The sequence below is a fragment of the Arthrobacter sp. NicSoilB8 genome (genome assembly GCF_019977355.1).
In the GTDB taxonomy this organism is placed as follows: domain Bacteria; phylum Actinomycetota; class Actinomycetes; order Actinomycetales; family Micrococcaceae; genus Arthrobacter.
Window position 1 is genome coordinate 3,774,910 of the sequence record NZ_AP024655.1, and the last position, 22,501, is coordinate 3,797,410.

General features: G+C 66.2%; 17 protein-coding genes, 1 tRNA gene and 2 pseudogenes. 7 read left to right on the plus strand and 13 right to left on the minus strand.

The window, feature by feature from the left end; translation table 11 throughout:
- Window positions 1-3: 3 nt before the first annotated feature.
- The 3 genes from LDO15_RS17030 to LDO15_RS17040 all read right to left on the minus strand — a co-directional run bounded on the left by LDO15_RS17030 (window position 4) and on the right by LDO15_RS17040 (window position 3,737).
- Window positions 4-867 carry a CoA ester lyase gene (locus LDO15_RS17030; RefSeq protein WP_223980312.1) on the minus strand — a complete coding sequence of 288 codons (864 nt, stop codon included), beginning with the start codon at window positions 865-867 and terminating at the stop codon, window positions 4-6.
- A 171-nt stretch (window positions 868-1,038) separates the two neighbouring features.
- The gene (locus tag LDO15_RS17035) at window positions 1,039-1,956 is read right to left on the minus strand and encodes an aldo/keto reductase (RefSeq protein ID WP_263428402.1); all 918 of its coding nucleotides are present in this window, start codon (window positions 1,954-1,956) and stop codon (window positions 1,039-1,041) included.
- 74 nt (window positions 1,957-2,030) lie between these two features.
- Window positions 2,031-3,737 (minus strand): glycoside hydrolase family 13 protein, encoded by a 1,707-nt coding sequence (locus LDO15_RS17040; protein WP_223980316.1) that lies wholly within the window; start codon window positions 3,735-3,737, stop codon window positions 2,031-2,033.
- Between the two features lie 105 nt (window positions 3,738-3,842).
- Here LDO15_RS17040 and LDO15_RS17045 point away from each other — a divergent pair, with 105 nt between their 5' ends.
- The gene (locus LDO15_RS17045; RefSeq protein WP_223987509.1) at window positions 3,843-5,069 is read left to right on the plus strand and encodes an ROK family protein; all 1,227 of its coding nucleotides are present in this window, start codon (window positions 3,843-3,845) and stop codon (window positions 5,067-5,069) included.
- Window positions 5,070-5,166: 97 nt separating this feature from the next.
- On the opposite strand, the gene LDO15_RS17050 is transcribed toward LDO15_RS17045, so the two are convergent.
- From LDO15_RS17050 to yidC, 3 genes and pseudogenes are all read right to left on the minus strand, one after another.
- Window positions 5,167-6,738 (minus strand): Na+/H+ antiporter, encoded by a 1,572-nt coding sequence (locus LDO15_RS17050; protein WP_223980318.1) that lies wholly within the window; start codon window positions 6,736-6,738, stop codon window positions 5,167-5,169.
- Between the two features lie 126 nt (window positions 6,739-6,864).
- Window positions 6,865-7,518, minus strand: coding sequence for an SDR family oxidoreductase (locus tag LDO15_RS17055; protein WP_223980320.1), 654 nt, complete (start codon window positions 7,516-7,518; stop codon window positions 6,865-6,867).
- Between the two features lie 20 nt (window positions 7,519-7,538).
- Window positions 7,539-8,327: pseudogene (gene yidC / locus LDO15_RS17060) on the minus strand (membrane protein insertase YidC); the annotation flags it as partial.
- Between the two features lie 119 nt (window positions 8,328-8,446).
- Between yidC and LDO15_RS17065 the strand changes: the two are divergent.
- A pseudogene (locus LDO15_RS17065) lies at window positions 8,447-8,659 on the plus strand (dihydrofolate reductase family protein); the annotation flags it as partial.
- A gap of 135 nt (window positions 8,660-8,794) precedes the next feature.
- Here LDO15_RS17065 and LDO15_RS17070 read toward each other — a convergent pair.
- The 5 genes from LDO15_RS17070 to LDO15_RS17090 form a co-directional block, all read right to left on the minus strand.
- Window positions 8,795-10,651, minus strand: a complete 1,857-nt coding sequence (locus tag LDO15_RS17070; RefSeq protein WP_223980322.1) for a hypothetical protein — start codon at window positions 10,649-10,651, stop codon at window positions 8,795-8,797.
- Between the two features lie 110 nt (window positions 10,652-10,761).
- A complete protein-coding gene (locus LDO15_RS17075) occupies window positions 10,762-11,709 on the minus strand; it encodes a tetratricopeptide repeat protein (protein ID WP_223980324.1) in 948 nt (315 codons plus the stop codon).
- A gap of 302 nt (window positions 11,710-12,011) precedes the next feature.
- A tRNA-Met gene (locus LDO15_RS17080) sits at window positions 12,012-12,149 on the minus strand.
- 7 nt (window positions 12,150-12,156) lie between these two features.
- Complete coding sequence (locus LDO15_RS17085) at window positions 12,157-12,891, minus strand: site-specific integrase (RefSeq protein WP_223980328.1); 735 nt, start codon at window positions 12,889-12,891, stop codon at window positions 12,157-12,159.
- 53 nt (window positions 12,892-12,944) lie between these two features.
- Window positions 12,945-13,298 carry a hypothetical protein gene (locus tag LDO15_RS17090; protein WP_223980331.1) on the minus strand — a complete coding sequence of 118 codons (354 nt, stop codon included), beginning with the start codon at window positions 13,296-13,298 and terminating at the stop codon, window positions 12,945-12,947.
- A 257-nt stretch (window positions 13,299-13,555) separates the two neighbouring features.
- Here LDO15_RS17090 and LDO15_RS17095 point away from each other — a divergent pair, with 257 nt between their 5' ends.
- From LDO15_RS17095 to LDO15_RS23415, 5 genes are all read left to right on the plus strand, one after another.
- Window positions 13,556-13,783, plus strand: coding sequence for a helix-turn-helix domain-containing protein (locus LDO15_RS17095; RefSeq protein ID WP_223980333.1), 228 nt, complete (start codon window positions 13,556-13,558; stop codon window positions 13,781-13,783).
- A gap of 278 nt (window positions 13,784-14,061) precedes the next feature.
- A complete protein-coding gene (locus LDO15_RS17100; RefSeq protein ID WP_223980337.1) occupies window positions 14,062-14,451 on the plus strand; it encodes a hypothetical protein in 390 nt (129 codons plus the stop codon).
- 14 nt (window positions 14,452-14,465) lie between these two features.
- The gene (locus LDO15_RS17105; RefSeq protein WP_223980340.1) at window positions 14,466-14,852 is read left to right on the plus strand and encodes a helix-turn-helix domain-containing protein; all 387 of its coding nucleotides are present in this window, start codon (window positions 14,466-14,468) and stop codon (window positions 14,850-14,852) included.
- 1,859 nt (window positions 14,853-16,711) lie between these two features.
- The gene (locus tag LDO15_RS17110) at window positions 16,712-17,242 is read left to right on the plus strand and encodes a hypothetical protein (protein WP_223980342.1); all 531 of its coding nucleotides are present in this window, start codon (window positions 16,712-16,714) and stop codon (window positions 17,240-17,242) included.
- Window positions 17,243-17,694: 452 nt separating this feature from the next.
- A complete protein-coding gene (locus LDO15_RS23415; protein ID WP_263428241.1) occupies window positions 17,695-17,817 on the plus strand; it encodes a hypothetical protein in 123 nt (40 codons plus the stop codon).
- 2,178 nt (window positions 17,818-19,995) lie between these two features.
- Here the strand turns inward: LDO15_RS23415 and LDO15_RS17115 are convergent.
- Together LDO15_RS17115 and LDO15_RS17120 are read right to left on the minus strand one after the other, a co-directional pair.
- Window positions 19,996-21,036: a hypothetical protein gene (locus tag LDO15_RS17115; RefSeq protein WP_223980345.1), complete on the minus strand. Its 1,041-nt coding sequence runs from the start codon at window positions 21,034-21,036 to the stop codon at window positions 19,996-19,998.
- Window positions 21,037-21,257: 221 nt separating this feature from the next.
- Entirely contained in the window at window positions 21,258-22,472 is a 1,215-nt protein-coding gene (locus LDO15_RS17120; protein WP_263428242.1) for a transposase, read from the minus strand.
- Window positions 22,473-22,501: the final 29 nt, after the last annotated feature.

The window sequence follows — 22,501 nt, forward strand, 5'->3', positions numbered from 1 at the left end:
CCGCTACAGGGCCGGCTGCACCCCAAAGGCTACCGCGAGCTTCATGATCTTCTCGGCGCGGCCCAGACGCGGCAGGTCGGAGCCGTCGCGGATGACGCGGCCGCTGGCTTCGAAGTCGGCCATGAAGTCGGTGGCCCAGGCGACGTCGGACGGCGTGGGGCTGATGACCTCGTTGATGACCGGGGTCTGGTCGATCGCGAGGCAGAGCTTGCCGGTCATGCCCATCATCACGGTGATGCCGGTCTGTTCGCGCAGGATCGGGTGGTTCGTGCCGACCGTGGGGCCGTCGATGGGGCCGGGCAGGTTGCCGACGCGGCTGGCGACCACCAGTTTGGCTCGCGGGTAGGCCATGGCTTCGGCGGTGGCCGCCATGCCGGTGTCGCGGCGGAAGTCGCCCGAGCCGAAGGCCAGCCGGAAGGCACCCTGGGCCTTGGCGATATTGTTGGCTTCCTCGATGCCGACGGCTGACTCGACCAGCGGGATGACCGGGGTCTTGCCGTCCATCCGGTGGAAGCTCTCGGTGACCTGGTCGGCCGATTCGGTCTTGGCCAGCATGATGCCGAGCAGGCCGGGGGTGCCGCGCAGCCCGGCGAGGTCATCGGCCCAGAACGGGCTGGTGGCGTCATTGATCCGGACCCAGGCGCTGCCGCCGGCGGTCAGCCAGTTCACGACATTGGCGCGCGCGGCGTCCTTCTGCGAGGGGTCCACCGCGTCTTCGATGTCGAGGATGATCGCATCGGCCCGGGAGACGGCGGACTGGTCAAAGAGTTCCGGCTTCATCGCGTTGACCAGCAGCCAGGAGCGGGCGATGTCGGCTGGGATGTTGCGCTGGGGCCGAAGTGATTCGGCGGTGGTGGTAGAGGTCATGCATCTACGCTAGCCGCCCGGGGGCACTTGCGGCTAAGCGATCTGGTCCTCCGGGGCGACCATTACGACCAAAATCACATCCCGGCCCAACTAGCTGGCAGTAGAAGCCGTTTTCAGCGCTCAAAACGGCCTTAGCTGCCAGCCAGTTGGGTGGGGAGGCCGACGGAGGGTCTAGGGGATGTTGCTTCCCCGCGCCGCGATCCAAAGGCCGTACCACTCGGCGCGGGTCATGGCCGCGGCGGCCTCGGCGGCGCCGGCGCAGGCGAGGATCCGGTCCGGCTTGGCGGTGCCGATCACCGGTGCGATCCCGGCCGGGTGCTTCATGAGCCAGCCCAGCACGATCGCCTCCCCGGTGGTCCCCTTCGCGGCGGCCAGGGCGGCCACGAGGGCGGTGGCAGCCTCTTCGGCCGGCGTCGGCTCGGCGGCCGGCGCCCCGGTATACAGGCCGCGGGCCAGCGAGCCGTAGGCCTGGATCCCGATGCCGTGTCGCACGCAATGCTCCACGGTGCCGTGCGGGAAGCTGTAGTCCGTGCCCTCGGCATGGTTGACCAGCACTGTGCTCTCGAGCCAGGCCCGCTTCAGCAGGCTCATTTCGAGCTGGTTGGCCACCACGGGCGCCTCGAGCCGGTCCTGCAGCATCTCGATCTGCGGCCCGGACATGTTGGACACGCCCACGGCCCGCACCTTGCCTTCGGCCATGAGCTGCCCGACGGCGGACGCCACCTCCGCCGGATCCATCAGGGGATCCGGCCGGTGCAGCATGAGCACGTCCACGTAGTCCGTCCGGAGGCGGCCGAGGCTTTCGTTGACCCGTTCCAGGATGCCGTCCCGGCTGAGGTCGTAGTACGCCTCCAGGCCCTGTTCGTTGAGCCGGATGCCGCACTTGGTCTGCAGCCGGATCTTCTCCCGCAGCCCCGGAGTCCGGGCCAGGACCTCGCCAAAGACGGCCTCGGCCTTGCCGTTGCGGTAGATGTCCGCGTGGTCAAAGAGCGTGATCCCCGCATCAAGGGCCGCTTCGACGGCGGCGGCCGCCTCGTCCACATCCGCGGACGAGTACGGCTCCGCCGACCAGCCGCCGCCCAGCCCCATGCAGCCATAGATGAGTTCCTGGCCCAGGGTCACCTCCGGGGCCGGCGGCCCGGACACAGCAGCCGGTGCGGGGCTCACCGCAGCCAGACGGTGGTGTTGGCCGGCAGCAGTCCGCCTTCGAGCGGGCCGCTGCTGACCAGCACCTCGCCGGCGGGCAGCTCAACGGGCGCGTCACCGAAGTTGGTCACCGACTGCCAGCCGCCGGGGCGGCTGAAATGCAGGACGTCGGCGCTGCCGGATTCGAGCCACTGAAGCTCCTCGGAGGTCTGCAGTTCGCGGCGCAGCTTCAGGGCCCGGCGGTAGAGCTCCAGCGTGGACCCCTCCACTCCGTCTTCCGCGGAAACGGCATAGCGGCTGAACCAGGCCGGCTGCGGCAGGTGCGCGCCGCCGTCGCCGAAGCCGAACGAGGTGCCCTCCGGGGACCAGGGCAGCGGCACGCGGCAGCCGTCGCGGCCGATCTCCACGCCCTTGTTGCGGAAGAAGGTGGGGTCCTGGCGCTCGGTGTCGGGGATCTCCGCGACTTCCTGCAGGCCGAGCTCCTCGCCCTGGTACAGGTAGGCGGAACCCGGCAGGGCCAGCATCAGGAGGGTGGCGGCGCGGGCCCGGCGCAGGCCGAGTTCGACGTCGAGCTCCTCGGGCGGGGCGCCGGCCAGCAGCCAGCCCTTGCCGTCCTGGCCCTGGGCGTGCTTGCCGCCGCCCTGGGGCAGGCCGTAGCGGGTGGCGTGGCGGACCACGTCGTGGTTGGAGAAGACCCAGGTGGAGGAGGCGCCGGACTCCGTGGCCTCGGCGAGGTTCCGGGTGATGATTTCGCGGAACTCGCCGGCGTCGAAGTCGGCCTGCAGGAGGTCGAAGTTGAACGCCTGGCCCAGGCCCTGCGGGCTGGCGTAGCGGGCGCGGCGGGTGGCGTGCACCCAGGCCTCGGCGACGGCGGTGCGTGGCGGGTTGTACTCGTTGAACACCTCACGCCATTCGGCGTAGATTTCATGGACTTCGTCGCGGTCCCAGAACGGGTGCGAGCCGTCCGGGAACCCGTCCGTCCCCGTGTTGGCGGCGCTCAGCTCCACCTTGGAGATCAGCGGCTCGGTGAGGTCCTTCGTCAGGGCGTGGGCGACGTCGACGCGGAACCCGTCCACGCCGCGGTCGGACCAGAAGCGGAGGGTCTTGAGGAAGTCGTCGCGGATTTCGCGGTTGGACCAGTTCAGGTCCGGCTGCTCCTTGGCGAAAATGTGCATGTACCACTGGCCGGGCGTGCCGTCGGGCTCGGTGATGCGCTCCCAGGCAGGCCCGCCGAACACGGACTCCCAGTCCGAGGGCGGGATCTCGCCGTTTTCGCCCTGGCCGTCGCGGAAGATGTACCGCTCGCGGGCCGCGGAGCCGCGCGGGGAGGCGAGGGCCTCCCGGAACCATTCGTGCCGGTTCGAGGAGTGGTTGGGGACGATGTCAGCGATGAGCTTGATGCCGGCGGCGTGCAGCGCGGCGGACATCTCGTCGAAGTCGGCCAGGGTGCCGAGCTTGGGATCCACGTCGCGGTAGTGGTCGACGTCGTAACCGCCGTCGGCCAGCGCCGAGGGGTAGAACGGGGAGAGCCAGACGGCGTCGATCCCGAGTTCCTTCAGGTACGGGACCTTGGCGGTGAGGCCCTTGATGTCGCCCAGGCCGTCACCGTTGGAGTCGGAGAAGCTCCTGGGGTAGATCTGGTACACCGAGGCCTGGCGCCACCAGTTGGGGTCGGCGGCGAGGTCGGAACCGGACAGGGTTGCCAGCGTGGCGGTGTTGGACAAGGGATGATCCTTCGGGGCCGGGAGAGAGCTTCTGGTATTTTAGATACAAGCTAAATATATTGCCTGAACAATTATGGGTCCGGGAACAGAAGAGGTCAAGAAGTGATGCCGCACGCAGCCGCCGCCACGCCGCAGCTGCTGCGCCGGGTCAACGCCCAGGCGGTGCTGGGCCACATCCGGGGCGCCGATGTTGCCACCGGGACCGAGCTGATGGCCCTGACCGGACTGACCCGGGCCTCCGTGATCGCCGTGTGCGAGGACCTGATCGGCCGGGGCTGGATCGTGGAGCTGGACCAGCCCCGAACGGAGCCCCGCACCGAATCCCAAACAGGGCAGGGCACAGGGCTGGGCGTGCCCCCGGTTCCGCGGAAGGGCCGCCCTGCACGGCGGTTTGCCTTCAACCGGGAGGCGGGCGTGGTGCTGGGCCTCGACATCGGCGCCGCCACCACCACCGCCGCTGTGGCCGACCTCCGCGGCACCGTGATCGGCCGTTCCAGCGAGGGCTTCCGTGCGGCGGACATCCCCGCCCGGGAGCGGATCGGCGTCGTCGATCTCGCCTGCCGCCAGGCGTTGGAGGCCGCGGGAACAGACCCGGGCCGGGTCCTGGCGGTCGGCGCCGGGATCGCCGCGCCGGTGGACCGGGACGGGAACGTGCTGGTGACCCAGCGGTTCTGGAGCCTGTTCGACGTCGGGCTCCGCTCGGCGCTGAAGGAGCTGCACGGCTGGACGGTGCTTCTGGAGAACGACGCCAACCTGGCCGCGCTCGGTGAACGCTGGCGGGGTTCCGGTGCGGGCGTGGACGATCTGGTGGTGCTCCTGGCGGGCGAACGCCTGGGCGCCGGGGTGATGGAATCCGGACGCCTGCTCCACGGCCGCGGCGGGGCCGCCGGCGAGATGGGCTATCTGGACATGGTGGAAGGAGTTGGCTCCAGCGACGGCATCGCGGCCTTGGCCAGGCAGTGGTCCGCGGCGGCCGGCGGACCGTCCGCCGGCGGCCCTGCCAGCGCGCCGCGGGTCTTCGAGGACGCGGCGGCGGGAGACCCGGCCGCGCTGGCCATCCTGGACCGGATTTCGGAGCGCATGACGCGCGTCATCGCCTCGATCGCGAGCCTGATCAATCCCGAGCAGGTGGTGATCGGCGGCGCCGTCGCCGAGTCCGCCGGAGCCCTGCTGCCGGGCATCACGGCGCTGCTCCCCCGTTTCACCGCCACTCCCCCGCGGGTGACGGTCTCGCCGTTGGGCGACGCGATCGTCACGGTCGGCGCGGTCCGGCACGCCCTGGACTACGTCGAGGCCAATGCGCTGGAACTGGCGCTGCCCGCGCCTGAGTGAGCTCTCGTTCCGCGTGAGCGCCAAGTTCTGGGTGACGCTACGTTCTGGGTGACGCCATCCCGGGATGATCCCGGTTGGGCATGATTCCCGGCCTGGCCTACTCCGGCATGATCATGGTGCGCAGGTCCAGCTGCCGCAGGACCCGGTCCGCGACTTCCGGGTCCATGCCCGGCTCGTTCCGGGCCGCCACGACTTCCTGGCGGGCAGCGTCCAGGGCGATCGTCTGCACGGCAATGGCCAGTTCCCGGCCGCGTTTGCGCTTCTCCCCCGCGCTCTCGTTCTTCAGGCTCCCGTCGAGCAGCTCGGCGTGCAGCCGGGTCATCTTCTCCTTCACCAGCGCCACCTTCTCCGCCGGCAGCTCCTTCATGAGCTCGTTGTCCTTGAGCGCGGCGATCGCTGCCTGCTGCGCGCGGCGGGCGAGCACGCGTGCCGCGTCGCGCTCTTCCGAACCGTCCTCGGAGGCCTGCAGGACCCGCATGAGCCACGGCAGCGTCAGCCCGGGCAGCACGAGCGTGGCGAGCAGGACCGCGCAGGCGATCACCAGCAGCTGGCTGCGGGCCGGGAACGGCGTGCCGTCGGCAATTGTCAGCGGCAGGGCCAGCGCCAGCGCCAGGGTGGCCAGGCCCCGCATGCCGCACCAGGTCAGGATCAGCACGTCCTTCGCCGAGGTGGGGCGCAGGACGTCCTTCCTGGCCCGCGACAGGCCGGACATCATGGCCAGCCAGGCGAACCGCGCGGCGAACACCAGCACGCACACCACCGCGGCGCTGCCGATCATGCCGAACACGGCGCTGCCTTCCTCATGGATGACCTGCCGCACCTCGAGCCCCACCAGCCCGAACGCCAGGCCGGTGATCAGCAGCTCCACAACGTCCCAGAACGCGGTGCGGGTGACCCTCTCCGCGGCATCCTGCGGCCGGGAGTGGCGCTGAATTTCCAGGGCGGTGACGACGACGGCGATCACCCCGGAGGCATGCACTTCCTCGGCCAGGATGTAGGCGGCGAACGGCACCACGAGGGTCACCGCGCTGCGGGCCACCATGGAGGCCACGAGGCGGGTGATCAGGCTCGTGAGCCAGCCCATGCCGATCCCGACCAGCACGGCGATCGCTGCGCCCAGGACGAACTGGAGGACGACGTCGGAGGCGATCTTGGTGCCGGCCACCGCGGCGGCCACGGCCGCCTGGAAGATGACGATGGCGGCGGCGTCGTTGAAGAGGCCCTCGCTTTGGAGCACGTTGATGAGGCGCCGGGGCATGTGGACACGGCTGGCGATTGAGTCCACGGCCACGGGGTCCGGCGGGGCCACCATGGCCCCCAGGGCGATCGCGGCCGGGATGCCGATACCCGGGATCATGAGCCAGGCCGCGCCGGCGACCACCGCAGTCGAGACCACCACGAGCGCGACGGCGAGCATGAGCAAGGTGCGCCAGCGGACGCGGAAGACGGCCCAGGAGCTGCGCTGGGCCGTCGCGAAGAGCAGCGGCGGAAGGAAGATGGGCAGAATCAGCTCGGGCGCGATCTGCACTTCCGGGAAGCCCGGGATGAACGTCAGGGCGACAGCGAGGAGCAGCATCAGTACGGGGTAGGGCAGTCTGAGCCGGTCCCCCAGGCCCACGGCCACCACGGTGGCCAGCAGCAATCCAACGATGAGTGCCAACTGGTCCATGCGCCTGCTTTCCCCGGGGGCGCCGCGGGCATCCCGGATGGATGCACGGACCGCCCCCACTACCCTATCGAGGTCAGCGGCTGGCTGCCGGTCCTGGAACAAAGGCCCCAGGTCCACGGACTGGGCCTACCGCTGCAGGGCCGCGGCGAGCGGCAGGGTGCCGTCCCGGAACTCGATGGTGCGCCCGATCGTGTCCGGCAGGCCAAGGACCGCGGCCGCCACGAGGGCGACGTTGGGGCGGGCGGTGTCCGTGCCGTCCGACGCGTCGGCGGGGTCGACGTCGATCAGCCCGTTGCCGGGCCCGTCCGTGAGGCTCCCCGGGCCCAGGATGGTCCAGTCAAGGCCCGAGCGGCGCAGGTAGGCGTCCGCGGCGGCCTTCGCCTCGGCATAGGCGTAGAAGCCATGGTCCGCGGGGACACCGTGGTCGGGTCCCGCGCCGAAGTAGGACACCATGACATAGCGTCCGACGCCGGCCTCCGCCGCCGCGTCCATGGAGCGGATCGCGGCGTCCCGGTCCACGGCGTAGGTCCGCTCTGGGCTGCCGCCGCCTGCCCCGGCGGACCACACCACGGCGTCGTGGTTCCGCAGGGCATCGGCGATCTCCGCCGTCGTCGAGTTCTCCACGTCCAGGAGCGAAGGCGTGGCGCCGGTGGCGGCGACGTCGGCCGCGTGGTCCGGGTTGCGGATGAAGGACGTGACCTCCTGCCCGTCCGCCGCGAGGATCCTGGACAGTTCCAAAGCCACCTTGCCGTGGCCGCCGATGATTGCGATGCGCGTCATGGACCCATTCTGTCCCACCTGATGAAGAACTGCTGCCCCATGGTCCAGAGGTTGGTGGTGGTCCAGTAGATCAGGACCCCGAGGGGGAAGACGATGCCGCCCACGCCGAAGACGACCGGCAGGCTGTAAAGAATGACCCTCTGCTGGGCCATGAGCGGACTCGCCAGGGCCTCTTCGGACAAGGTCCTGGCCATGATCTGCTTCTGCGTGATGAACTGCGCGGCCGTCATGACCAGGATCATGACGATGGAGAGGATCCACACCGCCGCCACATTGCCATCGCCGCCGGCGGTGCTCCCGTGCAGCAGCGATGCCGAGAGCGGGGCACCGAAAATGGTGGATTCATCGAACTGCCTGACCTGCTCGGCGTTCATGGCACCGATGCCCTCATTCTGGCCTGCTGCGGTGCTGATGCCCGAGAGCACCTGGAACAGGGCGAAGAAGAACGGCATCTGGATCAGCAGGGGCAGGCAGGCCGAGAACGGGTTGGTGCCGTGCTTCTTGTACAGCGCCATCTGCTCCTGCGCCATGGCCTGGCGGGACAGCGGATCGGTTTTGCCTTTGTACTTCTCCTGCAGATTCTTCAGGTCAGGCTGCAGGAGGCGCATCCGGTGCTGGGCCTTGACCTGCTTCACAAACACCGGGATCAGGGCGGCACGGATCACCAGCACGAGCCCGATGATGGACAGGGTCCAGGTCCAGCCGCTGGCGGCCGGCATGCCGAGGGCGCTGAGTCCGTCATGGAAGCCCGCCAGCACGGCCGAGACCAGCCATCTGAACGGGGCCATGATCGATCCCAAGAAGTCCACTGCTATCCCCAACCGTCAGGTGAGGCAAAGCTACGGCGAAACAGGCGGGTTGTCACGGCCCGCGTTGCAGGAGGGCACACAGCCGACCGGGAACCGAAAGACCCGGACCGCCCAGTGGTGGCAACAAGGACGTGGCCATTGCCGGAGGAGCGCAGACCGTCCGCCAATACCTTTCGGCGGGGCTGATCGACGAGCTGCGGCTCCACATCGCGCCCATCCTATTGGGAGCGGGCGAGCGGCTGCTGGACGGTGTCACGAACCTCAAGCTTGAACCGACGGAAGTCAGCGGCACCCGCCTCGTCACGCATGTGCGCTATCGGGTAATCCGCTGAAAAACTGACGGGGAAACCACGAGTCGGCGTTCGGCAGACCTCAATCCCCTGGGGACACAGAGACCCCCGGAATCTCAAGGATTCCGGGGGTCTCGGTTCATCGGTAGGAGGTATCCGCAGCGTCAGCGGCCAGAGTCACCCCGCGATGCGCGCCCCGCTGGTCCGGGAGACGGTCGTGTAGCCGAACCTGGAGCCCGTGACGCGGACGGTGATCTTGGCGCCCTTGTCGGCCGACCGGACCTTGTAGGTCGAATACCAGGCTCCGGAGATCGGGACGCCGTTGCGCAGCCAGCGGTACTTGAAGGCAGTGCCCCAGGTCCAGGTGCCCCGCTTCACGGTCAGGACATTCCCGGCCTTGACGGTGCCGGCAATCGTCGGCGTGGCCGAAACCAGGGGCAGGCCCGCCACTCTCGCCGAAGCATTGAGCGTCTGGTACATGCCGCCCGACATAATCGGGGACACGCTGACCGAGAGCTTCCTGCCGGCGTCGGCCCTCGCCAGGACGTAGCTCCAGCCGTAGGCTCCGGCGATCGGGACGCCGTCGCGCCGCCACAGTAGGTCCGATTCGATCCGGTCGTACCAGGGGTCGGGAGTCAAGGTCACCTTCGACCCGACGGTCAGGGTCCCGCTAATGGCCCGCGTCGACACACGCGCAGTCACGGGCTTGGGTGCGGTGACTTCTACCCAGGCTGTGGTGTAACCAGGGGCTGAGGCGGTCACGAGAACGGAGAGGGTCCTGCCAATTTGGGGCTGGTCCGGGGTGAAAGCCGCTCCGCTGACCGGTTTCTCCCGGCCTGGGATCAACCAGTCAAAGGTGACGTTCAGTGTATCGGCCGGTACGGACCAGGTGCCGGCCGACACTTTCATCACAGAGCCGGTCACGGCGGTCCCGGTCACGACCGGCTTGGTGACGTTCGTCAGTTGCTTCAGCTCCACCCCCGCGGCCGCCGGCACAACTACCCGGTTGGAGTAGGGATGGGTGCCGTCGAATCCAAGTTCGTCGGTTCTCAGGACCAGGGTGTGACCCTGGTCCTGGGCCGTGATCTTGTAGGTCAGCGCGGTGGCTCCGGCAATCGCGACGCCGTCGCGCAGCCATCTGAAGTGATGTTCGAACGGTTTGAAAGACCAGGGAACATCATCGGTGCCGGTGAGGACGTCCCCCAGGCCGGTGCCGCCGGTGACGACGGTGGCGGGAGTGGGGTTGTAGTTAGAGACGTTTTCCGCTTTGGAGGTCCCGGTGGCCGGATTGAACCCTGGAGCGTGGCCGGTGACACGGACGCTGAGCAGCCCCGTCGGACCCCATCCCGTCGCGTCGAACATGCGCGCGGTGGCACCCGGGATCGGCTTCCCGTCGCGGAGCCACTGGTACTGGCGGTGGACGTCCGGAGCGCCCTTAAAAATTCCCCCGCCGTACACGAGCACGCCGGGCATATCCGGGTTGTCGCTCGGTGTACCGAAATAAACGTTCTCCGCAACGAGAGACGGGACGGCGGCGCCGGCATTCGTGACAGGGGTGGTTTTAGCGGACTGCAGGGTCGTCCTTGCATAGCCCGGGGCTGTTGCCGTGGTGTCGACCCGGATGCCCTTGTCGAGGTCCGCCGTGGTGAGCAGGTAGGTGGGGCCGGTGGCGCCCGGGACGGGCACATCGTCGCGCAGCCACTGGTGCGTGAGCATCGCGTCCGTGGGGTCCCAGCTCCCGTCAACCACGGTCAGGGTACTGCCGATCTGGAGGGCACCGCCGATGCCGGGGGTTCCGTCTTTGCCGGGCACCACGGCGCCGCTGACCGTAACCGGGTAGCGATGCCCGTCCGGCGCCGTGCAGAATCTGACGAAGTCGGCCACCGGGCCGCAGGGATCGGCCGGTGCCGGCGGAATGGCATGCATGAGTTCATCGGCCTGGGCCGGACCGGCGGGGCCGGCAAGCGACAGCGCGGCAAGCGAGAGCGCGGTAAGTGCCCCGGCGATGCCGAGGCGGATGGCCCTGTTCTTCAATTGTTCCCCCAAGTCTTTGAGCCGGTTCCCCGGCTCCCCCGTCGCCGAGCATAGTGCCAGACACCGCCGTAGGCAATGTTTGCGCAGGTCAGGGCGCAGGCATCTCGGGATTACCAGAGCAGGTCGAGGTTGTGCACGTCGATTCCACGCCTGCCGGCCAGCCATGTCTTTATCACGTCGACGAGGTCGGATTCGTGGCCGGCGAGTCCAAGTCGTTGCGCATCATCCGACGTTGTGGGCATGTGGTCGTGTCCATCCTGGGGTGCACCGTGCGAGCATTTCGAGCACATCAACCGGATCCCGGACCAATCGTCGAGTCCGAGCCCCCGCTGTCCAAGGAGGGCCGCCAGTGCCTGGACATCGTCGCCGGTCGCACCGACTATCTGTGCCTGCCATGTCGGCAGGCCGGATTCTTTGAGACGTCCCAGCTCGTCGAAGACCGACACCTCCTGTCCGTCGAGTCGTCGGGTCCCTTTGGGTTCGCCGTCGTGCAGGACAGTATCCCGGAACCGATGGCCGGACTCCGGCATGGGAACGCTTGCAATGACTGCATGGGCCGGGCTCCGGCGCCAGCACCAGACCACTTCAGTGTTCCCGGCCCCAAATAGCACTTGGTGAGGAAGGCTGGGCCGGTCGGGATTCAGCCGAACGGGAGCCATGCCGCAGTCGACGTCGATGGGCCCGGAGTCGGCCCGAAATTGGTCCAGTCCGTACGCGACCCACGCGTGCCTGGCGGTGGCCCAGTCACCGAGTGCTGTGGATGCGATGCCCAGGTTCCAGGCGGCAGGATTGGCTCCGTTGAACTCTTCAGCATCCTTCGGAGTGAAGAGTTTCAGCGCCCGCGTGTTGCGGTTCAGGCTTTCCGGCCAGTTGCCAAGGGCTTTGGACAGCAGACCGGCTTGAAACCAGCTGTAATAGGACTCCGGAGTCAGCTCCAGCAGCTCGGAGGCCAGCACTGCCGCGAGGCCGGCGTCCCCGGCCTCATCCGCAGCCTTCCAGTCTGACCACACATCGTGAGGTGTCCGCTTCTTCCCAAACCCCGCCCAAGTTCGTCCCATGATCCGAACAGTATGCAACGCGCGCGGCTCTGCCCGAACGCAACGCAGCACGAAACCACACGACCGGCGTATCAGGGCATTCCCATGGCTCCCTGGGAGTCCTGGGAGTCTTGGGAGTCCTGGGGGCTTGGAAGTATCAACATGCCGCCACGGAAGCACAAATATGGCTTGCGAGAGCCTCCAGATGCCCGATGCTGCCCAGCACAGAATTTCCTGGGAACAGCCGGGGCATATCCCCCTGCCCCAAGACACGGATTAACCAGAAAGACCCCCGGAATCTCAAGGATTCCGGGGGTCTTATCTGGTAGCGGTGGGGAGGCTCGATCTCCCGACCTCACGATTATGAGTCGTGCTGTAAAACGTTATCCCTGAAGGCTTTATGGCATGGCATGCAGCCATTTGGCAGCCATGTGGTTTACGGCGACTGACTACCGACCACCCGTTCAACTAGGGCAAGGCTCGATTCAGCAGGCCGTCCACGGCCCTGGCGGACGCCTGCGCGTCGTCCGCCAGTAGCTGGGCATACACGTCCAGTGTGGTCACAGCGGAGCTGTGACCGGCGATCTGCTGGACGGTCTTGATGTTGGAGCGCTCGCTAACCCACAGTGTGACTGCCGTTCTCCGCAGGTCGTGGAACACGATCGAAGGAAAGGCGGGGTCCGTTTCCTGGCACCGCGCGATGGCGGGGTGCAGTGTTCGGCGCGCGAAGTTGGATGACCTTAACGCGCCGCCGGGCGGCGATGTGAACACGAGGTTTTCCGGCCGCATTCCGTCGACGTGGATCTTCAGCAACTCGGCCACCGATGCCGGGATGGGAATCCCCCGGGGCTTGCGGCCCTTTGTGGTTCCCCTGAGTTGCAGGTGCCCGTCCACGGAAACCAAGGCTGTCCGAGCAATAACCTGGGGCGCGGCACCGAACGTCAGCGCGTCAACTTTGAGACCGGCAATCTCGGACCACCGCAGGCCGGTCGTGCCGGCGAACAAGATCAGCAGCCCGTATGCGTCGTGGGGGGTCCTCCAGTACCGCCCTCCGGTTGCTGCCTGAGCGGCCAGGGCTTTCAGCTGCGAAACCGTCAGCGCGGCAGGCTCCCGGATCGGTTCCGGCTTTGGCACGTTATTGATTGTTGCGTTGCGGGCGGGATTGGCAGGCAGGTATCCACTGCCCACGGCGTATTCGAGCATCCGCCCGAGCTGGCGGTATGAACGCTGGCGGGCATCGTCCGTGGCGAACGTTTTCAGCCACTCATTGATGACCGTAAGCGTGATGGTGGCAAGGGCCCGTGCTCCAGGTGGGGCTTCATGTGTGTTTCATAAATCCGCTTATACCCTGCCACTGTGACTGGCGATGCGGGTCGCATGCCCCTCGCCCCGACCTTTTCAATACGGGCTATCCATTCTTCGTGGAGGTCGTGAAAGCGCATCCTGCCGCCCTTTCGGGTGTCCACGAGGGTGCCGCCAGCCTTCGCGGTGTTGATCTGCAGCTCGTGCGCCTGCGCTTCCCCCTTCGTCCTAAAGCGCTTGTATCTCCGCTTGCCGTCGACACGGTAGTCGTGCTGGTACTTCCCGTTCGCAAGCTTGTTGATTGCCATGCCGCAAGAGTGGCCAGAAAGTCGCGCATTCTCGAGCTCCAAAAATGACTTTTTCTCAACACAATATTCATATCGGGCCTTCTCCAAGGCCCTCCGCAGGTCCCGGAGCCACCGAGTATCTGTTCAATTCCCGCCGCGGGGAGCCGCTCCCCCTTCCCTGATTCCGTCATGTACCGCAATGACGCCTGCCCTATTCGCATTCAACGTGCACGTCGCCGGTCGGCCTTCAGCCGACAGCCAAACCGTCTGGAGATTCCTTGTCCGTCACCCCCGTTCATGACAACGCCAGTGTCGAAAAGGCACAGCAGCTTAGCCAGTCCCTGTACATGACCCGTCGCACCACTGCGAAATTCATGGGCGTGAGCGAGAAGTTTCTTGCCACCCACCTGACCGACGGCCCCAAGCGTCTGCGGGTGGGGTCGAAGATTGTCTACCGCTTGTCAGACGTGGAGCACTGGATGCGCCAGCAGGAAATCACGCGGTAAGCAAGCGGACGGGGCGGCCTGCCCGGAGGCCGTGGCACGCCTCCGGGCAGGGCCGGCGGCGGTCCCCCGGAACGCACCGAGAAGGCCGATACCGCCCCCTCGCGCCGCTTACCCGAGAGTGCAACCGGCTTCCAGCTGCCCGCCCAAGGCCGGAACTCTCTCTCTTGCACCAACGGCGGATGGTCCGTCCATCCTCTCGAAATCACCACACGTCTTCCTCGACCGGGCCCTGCCCGCCTGCGTCAAACCTTTCGAGCCACTATCTACTGGAGGTACCTATGTCCCCTCTGACCGAACCGCCGTTTGCGGCAGGCCCTGCGCAGACAACCGAGTCACCGACTGCCGATGATCTCGGCGGCAACAACTCCGCGTTCGCGGCGGTGAACCCCTTCCTGGACCGCTGGCTCGAAGTTGTCGGCGGCGACAGCCAACTGTCGCCTGAGGCCTTCATGGTGGCAACCGTCCTGGCCCGGTCCGTCACCCTCGGCCGCGTGGCCTTCACCAACTGGCAGCGGGTGAATGTCTCGCTCGGCCGCCAGAGGACTGACTTCGGGGTGTTCGAAAGCATCCGTGAACTCCAGACGGCTGGCTACCTGGGCCGTTTCCAGGGCACCCGCTACAACAAGTCCCGCGGGTGGTCACTGTTTCTGCCGGAGCAGGAACTGTGACGACGGTTCCGAGCATGTCGTCGCGCCCGTTGCAGTACTCGAAGGCGATTCGGGAGTCCGATCTGCCGACCGGGGTCAGGGCTGTCTGCTGGGCGTTGGCCACCTACGCCAACAACAACACCGGTATTGCCTATCTGACGGTTGCAACGCTCGCAAAGGCCACGGGGTTCTCCGAGGCCACCGTTTCAACGCACACAGGGGTCGCCGAGGCAGAGGGCTACCTGCGCAAAGACCGACAATACAACAGGTCAATCATCTACACCATCACGGTTCCCATCGTCGAAGAACCGGCGAACTCGCAGATCGCCGGCACGGTGACGGAAATGCCGATATGGGACTGGGTTGAGCAGGAACGGGCGAAGCGGGCGACCCTCACAAACGGCCCTGACATCACCCCGTAGGACCGCATCAAGTAGCCCGAGACATCCACCCCGGTGGCTGCCAAAAGCTCCCGGGGTACCCCGGGACAGTCGCTCTACTCCTGCCCCGGGATTTCGTTCCCCGGACCCCGGAAATTCCGCTGCCTAACTACCTCACCTTTCTACCTTGGGTAGAACTACCTAAAAAGTTCTACCCAATTGGAACTACCTCAATTGATCTACCTCACGGCTTCGACGCCCCTGACGGGCGGCGAAGTCCATTACCGGCAAAGGCGGGGTCTGCAGACCTCGTTGCGGTGGTCTACCTCAGTAGACCTGCACCTCTCCCGGGACTACGTTCGACGCCCCACAGTGGCGGAGACCGGTGACCTTGCCTTAGGGCAAGGCCTCTCCTTCCCGAAGATAGGCCGGGACCAGACCCCACCGTCCCGGGCCAACTGCTGCCTGGTCAAGGAGAGCGATGACCTTGCCGTGGGGCAAGGCCATCGGCGGGAGTGGGACCGCCCCGAAACCGGATTAAAGATTCGGCTGGTCCAGGGAAGCGGAGCGCAGCGCAGCCCGAAGGGCGGAGCAAGCTCCGCGTAACTCAACGATTTATTGCCTTGCCCTGTGCCGATTTCAACCAACCCGACGACAAGAAACCGAGGTCGCCATGAAAGATTCCATGTCCCGGCGCGCCCAAGACCCTCCTGAAACGCTTCGCCAGGCGAGGATCTTCGATAGCACTAAGCGTCACTATGAACGCCTTGGCCTGTGCCGCGTCTGCGCGGCCCAAGCGTCCTTTGGCCACCAGCGGGGGTTCTCCCAGATCAATCCGCCGTGTCACGAGTGCCAGCCGAAAGTCGACGACTTCCCGACCGACAAGCCGGGGTTGTGGCGCTCCTACTCTCCGCGGCGTGGAGCCGGGTTCTCTTCCTCGGTGCGCCCCGGGATGGGCAAGTAGCGGCCCCTGGTGAGGAATTTCTGGCAACGGTACTGGTGGGAGCGCCCGGAATTCCGTTCCCGCCTGACAGCGTCAATAATTGCGCCCGTGGGGGCGCGCTGTTGAACTACTGCGGACCGAAGAGTCGGGCGGGACTCTTCCGGCCCTTCGGGCAAGCCGTTGCCGCTTCCCACATGGATGTTGCCAGCACGATTCCGGGCACGCCATGGCTCGGTCACGTACACGATCGCGCTTCCAAGATAATGATGCTCGGAGGGCCCCAGCCGAGGTGATGTCAGTACCGCCGACCGGGCTGCGACCCGTTTCATCCCGATCACGGCGAGCACTTCTCCGCCGAGATACGGGCCAAAGATACACAACAGGCCCTGTGCGAGGAATTTCTGACAACGGTGCTGGCGCAGGGCACCCGATGTCCCTTGTCGGCTGACAGCGCCATCAAAAGGGCCACCGACGGGTTGTTGGCCGGCAGTGAAGGAGCGCGTGAAGCCGGTCGGACGCATGACGTGGGAGGCATTGTTCATGCCCATGCTGAGATGAGGCCGCTGGATCACGGCGTGCAGTTTCCATAACCGGGCCCATTCGCAAGCCCCCTGGGCCCCGAGGCCGAGGCCCCGAGCGCCGATGACTCTGCCGCCATCCGGTGGCGGTTTTGCCACCACCGAGTACTCCGCGCCCCGATGGCGTATGCCACTTCCTCCCCGAGTACGGCCCATGTGCGGCACTGAGCCGATCGCCGCTCCCACAACTGCAGCCCTGAAGGGCTAATTCACCCGCCTACCCCCATAAAAGCAACAGGTAGCGGACGGTCGTCAAGGGCTACCTTCCGGCAGTGGCATGAGCATGATTGCGGAGCCGGATTAATGTCCAGCGGATCTGTTTTTCTTTGGCCCAGGGTGAGAAGATGACGCCATTCGTCAACTTCGCTGAAGGTGGGGAAATGGCCAGGAAGAAAGGTAGTTCCGCCGCAGGGCTCGTCGGGGTGGGGCCCTGGGCGTTTCTCGTTGCGGCTGCCGTTGTCTACTATTTCTGGTGGTTCTTCTTGATCATCATCGGCCTCGTGGCGCTCACGGCCTGCTACATCGCGGTCCGCCGCGCCAGCGCCAAGGTGGAGCCGAAGCCGGTGCCAGTGGTGCAGCCGCCAAAGGCGCCGAAGCCGGCGGCGGAGAAGCCCAAGGAACCAGCCCCGCCGGTGTACTGGAGGAAGTGGGACGGGACCCACAAGTGGGCCGTCGGACAGGACAAGGACGAGTGGGACCATGCCTTCGACGAAATCTTCAAGAGCGCCGAGGCGCGTGCGGAGCGTCAGCCGAAGCCGCAGCCGGTCTCAATGGATGACGTCTCTGCCCAATTGAGAGCCAGGCCGGAGCAGCTCGGTGCGGAGACCGACAGCGCGTCGGCGCCGCGGCCGGCCTCAGCGGAAGGCGATGTGTATGGCCGCCTGAGGTCCAAGCTGGACCAGCTCGGTTAGGCTTGCCCCGCCGGCTCGGGGGTCCACAAAGGAGCGCGGCCGCGCCGGTCGACCGGCGGCGGAGGCGTTCAGCCTCAGGGGCCAGAATCATGCTGTCCTTGCCGCTCTCCGGCTCATCTGTCCGGACCACATGATGCCCCTGGGGCGCCGGATGACTCGACCGAATCCAGCGCGGCATAGGAGTCCCTGCGCCCCGGCCACCCCTCGAACTGCAACACAACAGCAAGCGCTAGTGGTTCGTCGAGGGTGACAAGAACCTGCGGGAGAGTATCGCTGGCGAGAGCTGTGTGGCCATTGCCGAGGCGATGGGCGGCCGGTCTTTGGCGTCCGTTTACAAGCGCCGGGACATATTGGGGCTCTCCGCGGTCCGGAAGCGGCACCGAGTCGCCAAGCCCTGGGAAATCCAGTAGCCTTCTGGCGCCGGGGAGTCCGGCGCACTAAGAGGGGGAACCTTGGCACGCAAAAAGTCCTACGGATTCGGCAGCTTGCTGCTCGACGTCATCCTGACACTGCTCACCGGTGGCCTCTGGCTCGTCGTGATCCTAATCAAGTTCCTCCGGAGCAACTCCCGCTAATACGGATGGACACCCGTCCCCTCTGCTCCTCTCGAGCAAGGGGCGGGTCTTCTCGTCCGGCCGGTCCACATTTGTTCGATATGCGAACTTCTGAACCCGTTCGCAATTCCGGCCGCTATCACGCGCGGGCGGGGAAAGCAGGCCGGGTGGGGCCACCCCCCACCCGTTCGACGCCTCGCCACTCCATCCGGCGGCAGGCATGGCCTGATGGTCCCCGGAAAAGGTCCGCGTCCGGGCGCACCTTAGGGCCGCCGGTCATCTCATGCCCCGCCTGTGTCCCTCATCTCGACGATGATGTGGGCATCGAAATCGGCGTCGACGTCGCGGATATTTGTCCCAAGATACCCGTAGCGCCCCAGTCCCGAGCCGCCCATCATGCACGCAAGCAGCCACAAGGGTTGCGTTGCGGAACTGCTGTTCAGGCGCTCGATGAGCGCGCGACTGGCTGGCGTGGAGTCGTTGACCGAGTTAGGCCTGCAACGGCACATTGCAGGATTCGCAGCGCCGGCGGGCACCGATGCCGGTGTCTGCTATGACGAGGATTCCGTCCGGGTTGCGCTCCCAGACAGTTCCGACGGTCAAGCACCAGGCCCGGTGGGGGCTTCGCCCGTCCGGGTGACGTAAACTTGGCCGGGACCGACCTTCGGCGAATTGTCATGTGCGCGGCGGAATTCCGGCTCGACCGCGTCCAAAGGACCGAGATCGTTGGCCTTCTCGTGTGCTTTGGCTGCTGATCGCCAAGGGCAGAGCTTCCGTTCCGTCTGCATATGCGAATGCTACCGGAATGGCCTGTAGCGTCCGTGAGCGCATGGTCCAGCGACGGGTTGGACGCTTTTCTGTAGCGATCATTATGCCTGCGTCCACCATGAGGCACGACGCCGCCCGCATTTGGCCAACTCCATGCAACTGCGGCAGTCAAGGGCCACTATTGCACTTCACGCATAGAAGTCCCAGGATGCCGGGCTCCCTCGTAACCCGGGCAGCCACCACCACGACGTCCCAGCCGAAACGGCTCGGACCGACTGCCGCCGTATAGAGGGGCGCAGCAGAGGCGCTGGCCGTACGCGATGCTGGAAAGTCTCACGGGGACGCCTGCCAAGATGACGTTGGCCGGCACGACGCCCCCGTGCCAAGAGACGCAGGTGAGTCATGAGGCGTAGTAGCGACGTTGGAGAGACGTAGGTGAGCCGCGATCGCCAGCGCCTCGTCGCAAGAGACGCTGGTGCGCCAACTTCCAAAGCAGGATTGCAGGACTCGGCGGTGTCTGTGCGGCCGAGTCCTGCAGCCACCCTGGGAGGGATGCTGGCCTGGACTCAGGACAGGTTCATGGCGGAGAGGCCACGCCACTTCCTCCACCGGGCCAACGGGAGGCGCTTCCACAACGGGACGACGTTGACACGCGAGCGTCCGGGCGCCGGGACGTGCTCGTGTGGGGGCGAGCTCGCCGCATGCTTCGACGCAGCCGAAGCCAGCGGCTGCCCGCTTGCCGATGTCCGATGTACTCGCGCTCTGCCGACCAACTTGAGGCGGAGGACGGCGCCGATGCGGCCCGGCAGATGGCCCTGATGGCCTCGCGGCGTTGGCCGCGGGTGTGGCGCTGATCGATGTCGGCCGGCGCCGATTTCCAGCCCCGGCTGACCCGTTTGCCTCGGCCGCCCGAGGTCTGGCGCCCCGCGCCGGCCCCCTGCCGGCATTTGTGTGCCTCGGCGTCGTGCCCGTGCTCCTGGGCCGCTCCCGGCCTGATGCCGGTCGCAGCCCGAAGATGGTTAGGCAGTTCTCCTCTCTGGCGCGTCACGTAGAGCACGTTCTCCACATGGTGGACCTCGGGGCTTACAGCGCCACAGCCAAGCCATGAGAGTCGGACCAGCCGGCGATCATGCCGCTATTCCATGGAAGGCAAGCAACGGTCAATAAATCAGGACAATCCCGTTGCAAGTCGCAAGGACCCAGGGGAGGATAGCGTTGCTGAGGTGTGTGAAATCTATCCCTGCACCAGCGCAGTTGTCCCCGTCAGACGCACAGGCGAAGGAGGTCACCATCTGCGCAGGCGGGAATGGCCACCGCTGACTATGCCGATGCAATTTCGAGATTGCGGTTCACCTGCCGCAAAATGGGGCCTTAGCCGTCACAGTTTCAGCCTCAACATTTTTGCTATTCGGGTGTAAAAACTCGCCTCATTCAGTCTCCGGCCTCAATTTGGAGCGCACCCAGGCCGTATGCGGCCCAGGCGGCTGCCTGGCGGTCCCCGCTGTCCAGGGCCTGCCGGTAGAAGCCCTCGGCCCCTTTCATGTCCCCGATCTCCTCCCGGAGCACACCCAGGTTGTTCGCGGCCAGGGCGGCTGTTTGGCCGTCACCACTGCCCAAGGCCTGCCGTAAGAGGTCTGTGGCCGTTTCGTTTCTTCCATTCATATGGGCGGCAGTGCCCGCCTGGAGGGCGGCCCGGGGTGTGAGGGCTCCGGGTGTGAGGGCCGCCCAGATTTCCGTCCGGATGGGCTCTCCGGCATTAGTGATCCGGTCCTGGATGTAATCGAATACGCGCCAGGACTTGCCGGGTGCGGGAATAAGCAGCCACACAGTATCGTTCAGCAATCCCGACGCCCACTGGATTTCCTTGTCGCGATTAAAGGTGTCGTACCGGTGTTCGTCGGGCAGGTAGGCCGGGGCCACCGTCTCGAGGACCGCGTCCGGGACAGGGTCTAGCGTGACCCGGTACCAGTCCGCAGCGGCCCTGATACGCGCCCATCCCAGCGGGTTAGTTTCTTCCCAGTTCTCAAAGTGCTCCCAGGCTTTGGGAGCGCCGCCCAGATAGGCGGCCAAGCCGCAAACACTTATCCGCTCCCGGAGTGCGGCGTAACTGCTGCGGTCCATCAGCGCCGTTTCCGTTCTGCTGAGCCGGGCATCGAGCCTGAGTTCGTGGAAAACATCGAGCACGTCCCAGCCAGGGGGCTTGATTTGATCCGTGACATCGAATTTTGCGCGTTCAGTGGTGCGAATGGTCGCCACCAGGATGTTGCCGGCACTGACCAGCCTGCGTGCCCGCTCCCGGGTGAGCCCCGCAGTCAGGAACTGCTCCAGATCTTCAAGCCAGACCAGGCAGCCCTCGATGCTGGCCTGGTCCTGGAGTTCGATGAGGTCCTTGCCTGTAATCGGGATCAGCGTCGACCGCCGGGGATGGGTCCGGTGTACGGCCTCGGCGGCCAGTCGCGATTTGCCCGCCATGGAGGGCCCGACAATCAGCACCGGACGGGGAGCGGGCCGACCATTTGTTGACGGGAGAAGGAGGTATGTAATGGCATGGCATATGAACAGATGCCGTGGCTTGCCCTTGTGCCGGTGGCACACCTTTGCGGTGGTGACCGTGAAGGTGCGCCACTCCGACGGCTGTGATCTATATGCCTATGCCCCTCTGGGTCAAGTGCATGTGGCCACCCGCCGCCACTCTACGAGGTAGATGTGACCGCAAGCTGCGCGAAGGCTTCTCGGGGCACGGTTTCCGCAGTGCCCCGCAGGACCAGCCCGGCCCTGTAAATATTGACCGCCGCGTTATGGTCGGCGTCGTCCTCATGCCCGCACGAAAGGCAGTGGAATACCTTGCCATTCCGGTTGGCCGCCTCCCGGTGCCCGCACTCACTGCAGGTCTGGGAGGTGTAGGCGGGGTTGACCTGGATGAATTCACGCCCGGCGCTCTCAGCCTTGACACGTATTATTCCAAGCAGCATTCCCCATCCCGCATCGAGGATTGACCGGTTGAGTCCGGTCTTTGCGCTCCCTCCGTTCGGTTCATAGCCTCCGGCCCCATCGGGGCGGGGAGCTGCCCGCCGGGTCATGCCGGCGGTGTTCTGATCTTCGGCCACGATGACGTCGTAGGCGTCCACGAGCCGGCGTGCCACCTTGTGGAGGTGGTCGTATCTCTGGTTGTTCACCTTCCGGTGCACGGCGGCAACCCTCTCCCGGGCCTTGCGTCGGCGGTTGGATCCCTTCCGGGTGCGGGACAGTGCCCGCTGGGCGTCAGCGAGCTTCTCCAGCGAGGCCTTGCCGTAGGCGGGGTTGTCGATCCGCTCCCCCAGTGACGTGTAGGCCAGCCCGTTGTCTCCGGTGGCCAGGTCGATCCCGACGATGGCGCCGGTTTTGGGCAGGGGTGCCGGAAGGTCCTGCTCGGCGGCAAGGATCACGTACCAGTGCCGGCCCTCCCGCTTGACGGCAATCCTGGTCACCCGCCTGCCCTCGACCGGGCGGTGCTTCTTCACCTTGATGTGTCCGATGCCCTGGATTTTGACCCGGGTCTGCGGCGAATGGGCTACGGAGTCCCACTTGGCCCCGTAGCCGTTGCGGTGGTCCACCGTATCGAAATAGCCGGCACCCTTGAACCGCGGATAGCCCGGCTTCTTCTCGCCTGCCTTGATCCGGCGTAAAAAGTTCTGGTAGGCCCGGTCCAGCCGACGGAGGGTCTGGTCCTCGGAGGCATGGGACCAGCGGGCGTAGTTCGGATCGGCGGCCCGGATCTCCTTCAGCTGGGCGGACTGGGCGGCGAAGTTAATCCGCACACGGTACCGCTTCCACATGTACCTGCGGTCCTCCAGCGCGGCGTTATAGAGGAAGCGGTGATCGTCTAGCATCTGCCGGAGCAGGTCCCCCTGCTCCGATGTCGGGTACATCCGAAACTTGTAACACCGGATCATGGCAT

What these genes read in the sequence shown, in the direction of transcription:
- LDO15_RS17100 (WP_223980337.1), top strand. Translation starts at nt 14,062, where the DNA reads ATGTCCCCTCTGACCGAACCGCCGTTTGCGGCAGGCCCTGCGCAGACA.
- LDO15_RS17075 (WP_223980324.1), bottom strand. Translation starts at nt 11,709, where the DNA reads ATGGGACGAACTTGGGCGGGGTTTGGGAAGAAGCGGACACCTCACGAT.
- LDO15_RS17105 (WP_223980340.1), top strand. Translation starts at nt 14,466, where the DNA reads ATGTCGTCGCGCCCGTTGCAGTACTCGAAGGCGATTCGGGAGTCCGAT.
- LDO15_RS17085 (WP_223980328.1), bottom strand. Translation starts at nt 12,891, where the DNA reads ATGCTCGAATACGCCGTGGGCAGTGGATACCTGCCTGCCAATCCCGCC.
- LDO15_RS17110 (WP_223980342.1), top strand. Translation starts at nt 16,712, where the DNA reads ATGGCCAGGAAGAAAGGTAGTTCCGCCGCAGGGCTCGTCGGGGTGGGG.
- LDO15_RS17115 (WP_223980345.1), bottom strand. Translation starts at nt 21,036, where the DNA reads ATGGCGGGCAAATCGCGACTGGCCGCCGAGGCCGTACACCGGACCCAT.
- LDO15_RS17050 (WP_223980318.1), bottom strand. Translation starts at nt 6,738, where the DNA reads ATGGACCAGTTGGCACTCATCGTTGGATTGCTGCTGGCCACCGTGGTG.
- LDO15_RS17035 (WP_263428402.1), bottom strand. Translation starts at nt 1,956, where the DNA reads ATGGGGCTGGGCGGCGGCTGGTCGGCGGAGCCGTACTCGTCCGCGGAT.
- LDO15_RS17120 (WP_263428242.1), bottom strand. Translation starts at nt 22,472, where the DNA reads ATGTACCCGACATCGGAGCAGGGGGACCTGCTCCGGCAGATGCTAGAC.
- LDO15_RS17030 (WP_223980312.1), bottom strand. Translation starts at nt 867, where the DNA reads ATGACCTCTACCACCACCGCCGAATCACTTCGGCCCCAGCGCAACATC.
- LDO15_RS17090 (WP_223980331.1), bottom strand. Translation starts at nt 13,298, where the DNA reads ATGGCAATCAACAAGCTTGCGAACGGGAAGTACCAGCACGACTACCGT.
- LDO15_RS17045 (WP_223987509.1), top strand. Translation starts at nt 3,843, where the DNA reads ATGCCGCACGCAGCCGCCGCCACGCCGCAGCTGCTGCGCCGGGTCAAC.
- LDO15_RS17055 (WP_223980320.1), bottom strand. Translation starts at nt 7,518, where the DNA reads ATGACGCGCATCGCAATCATCGGCGGCCACGGCAAGGTGGCTTTGGAA.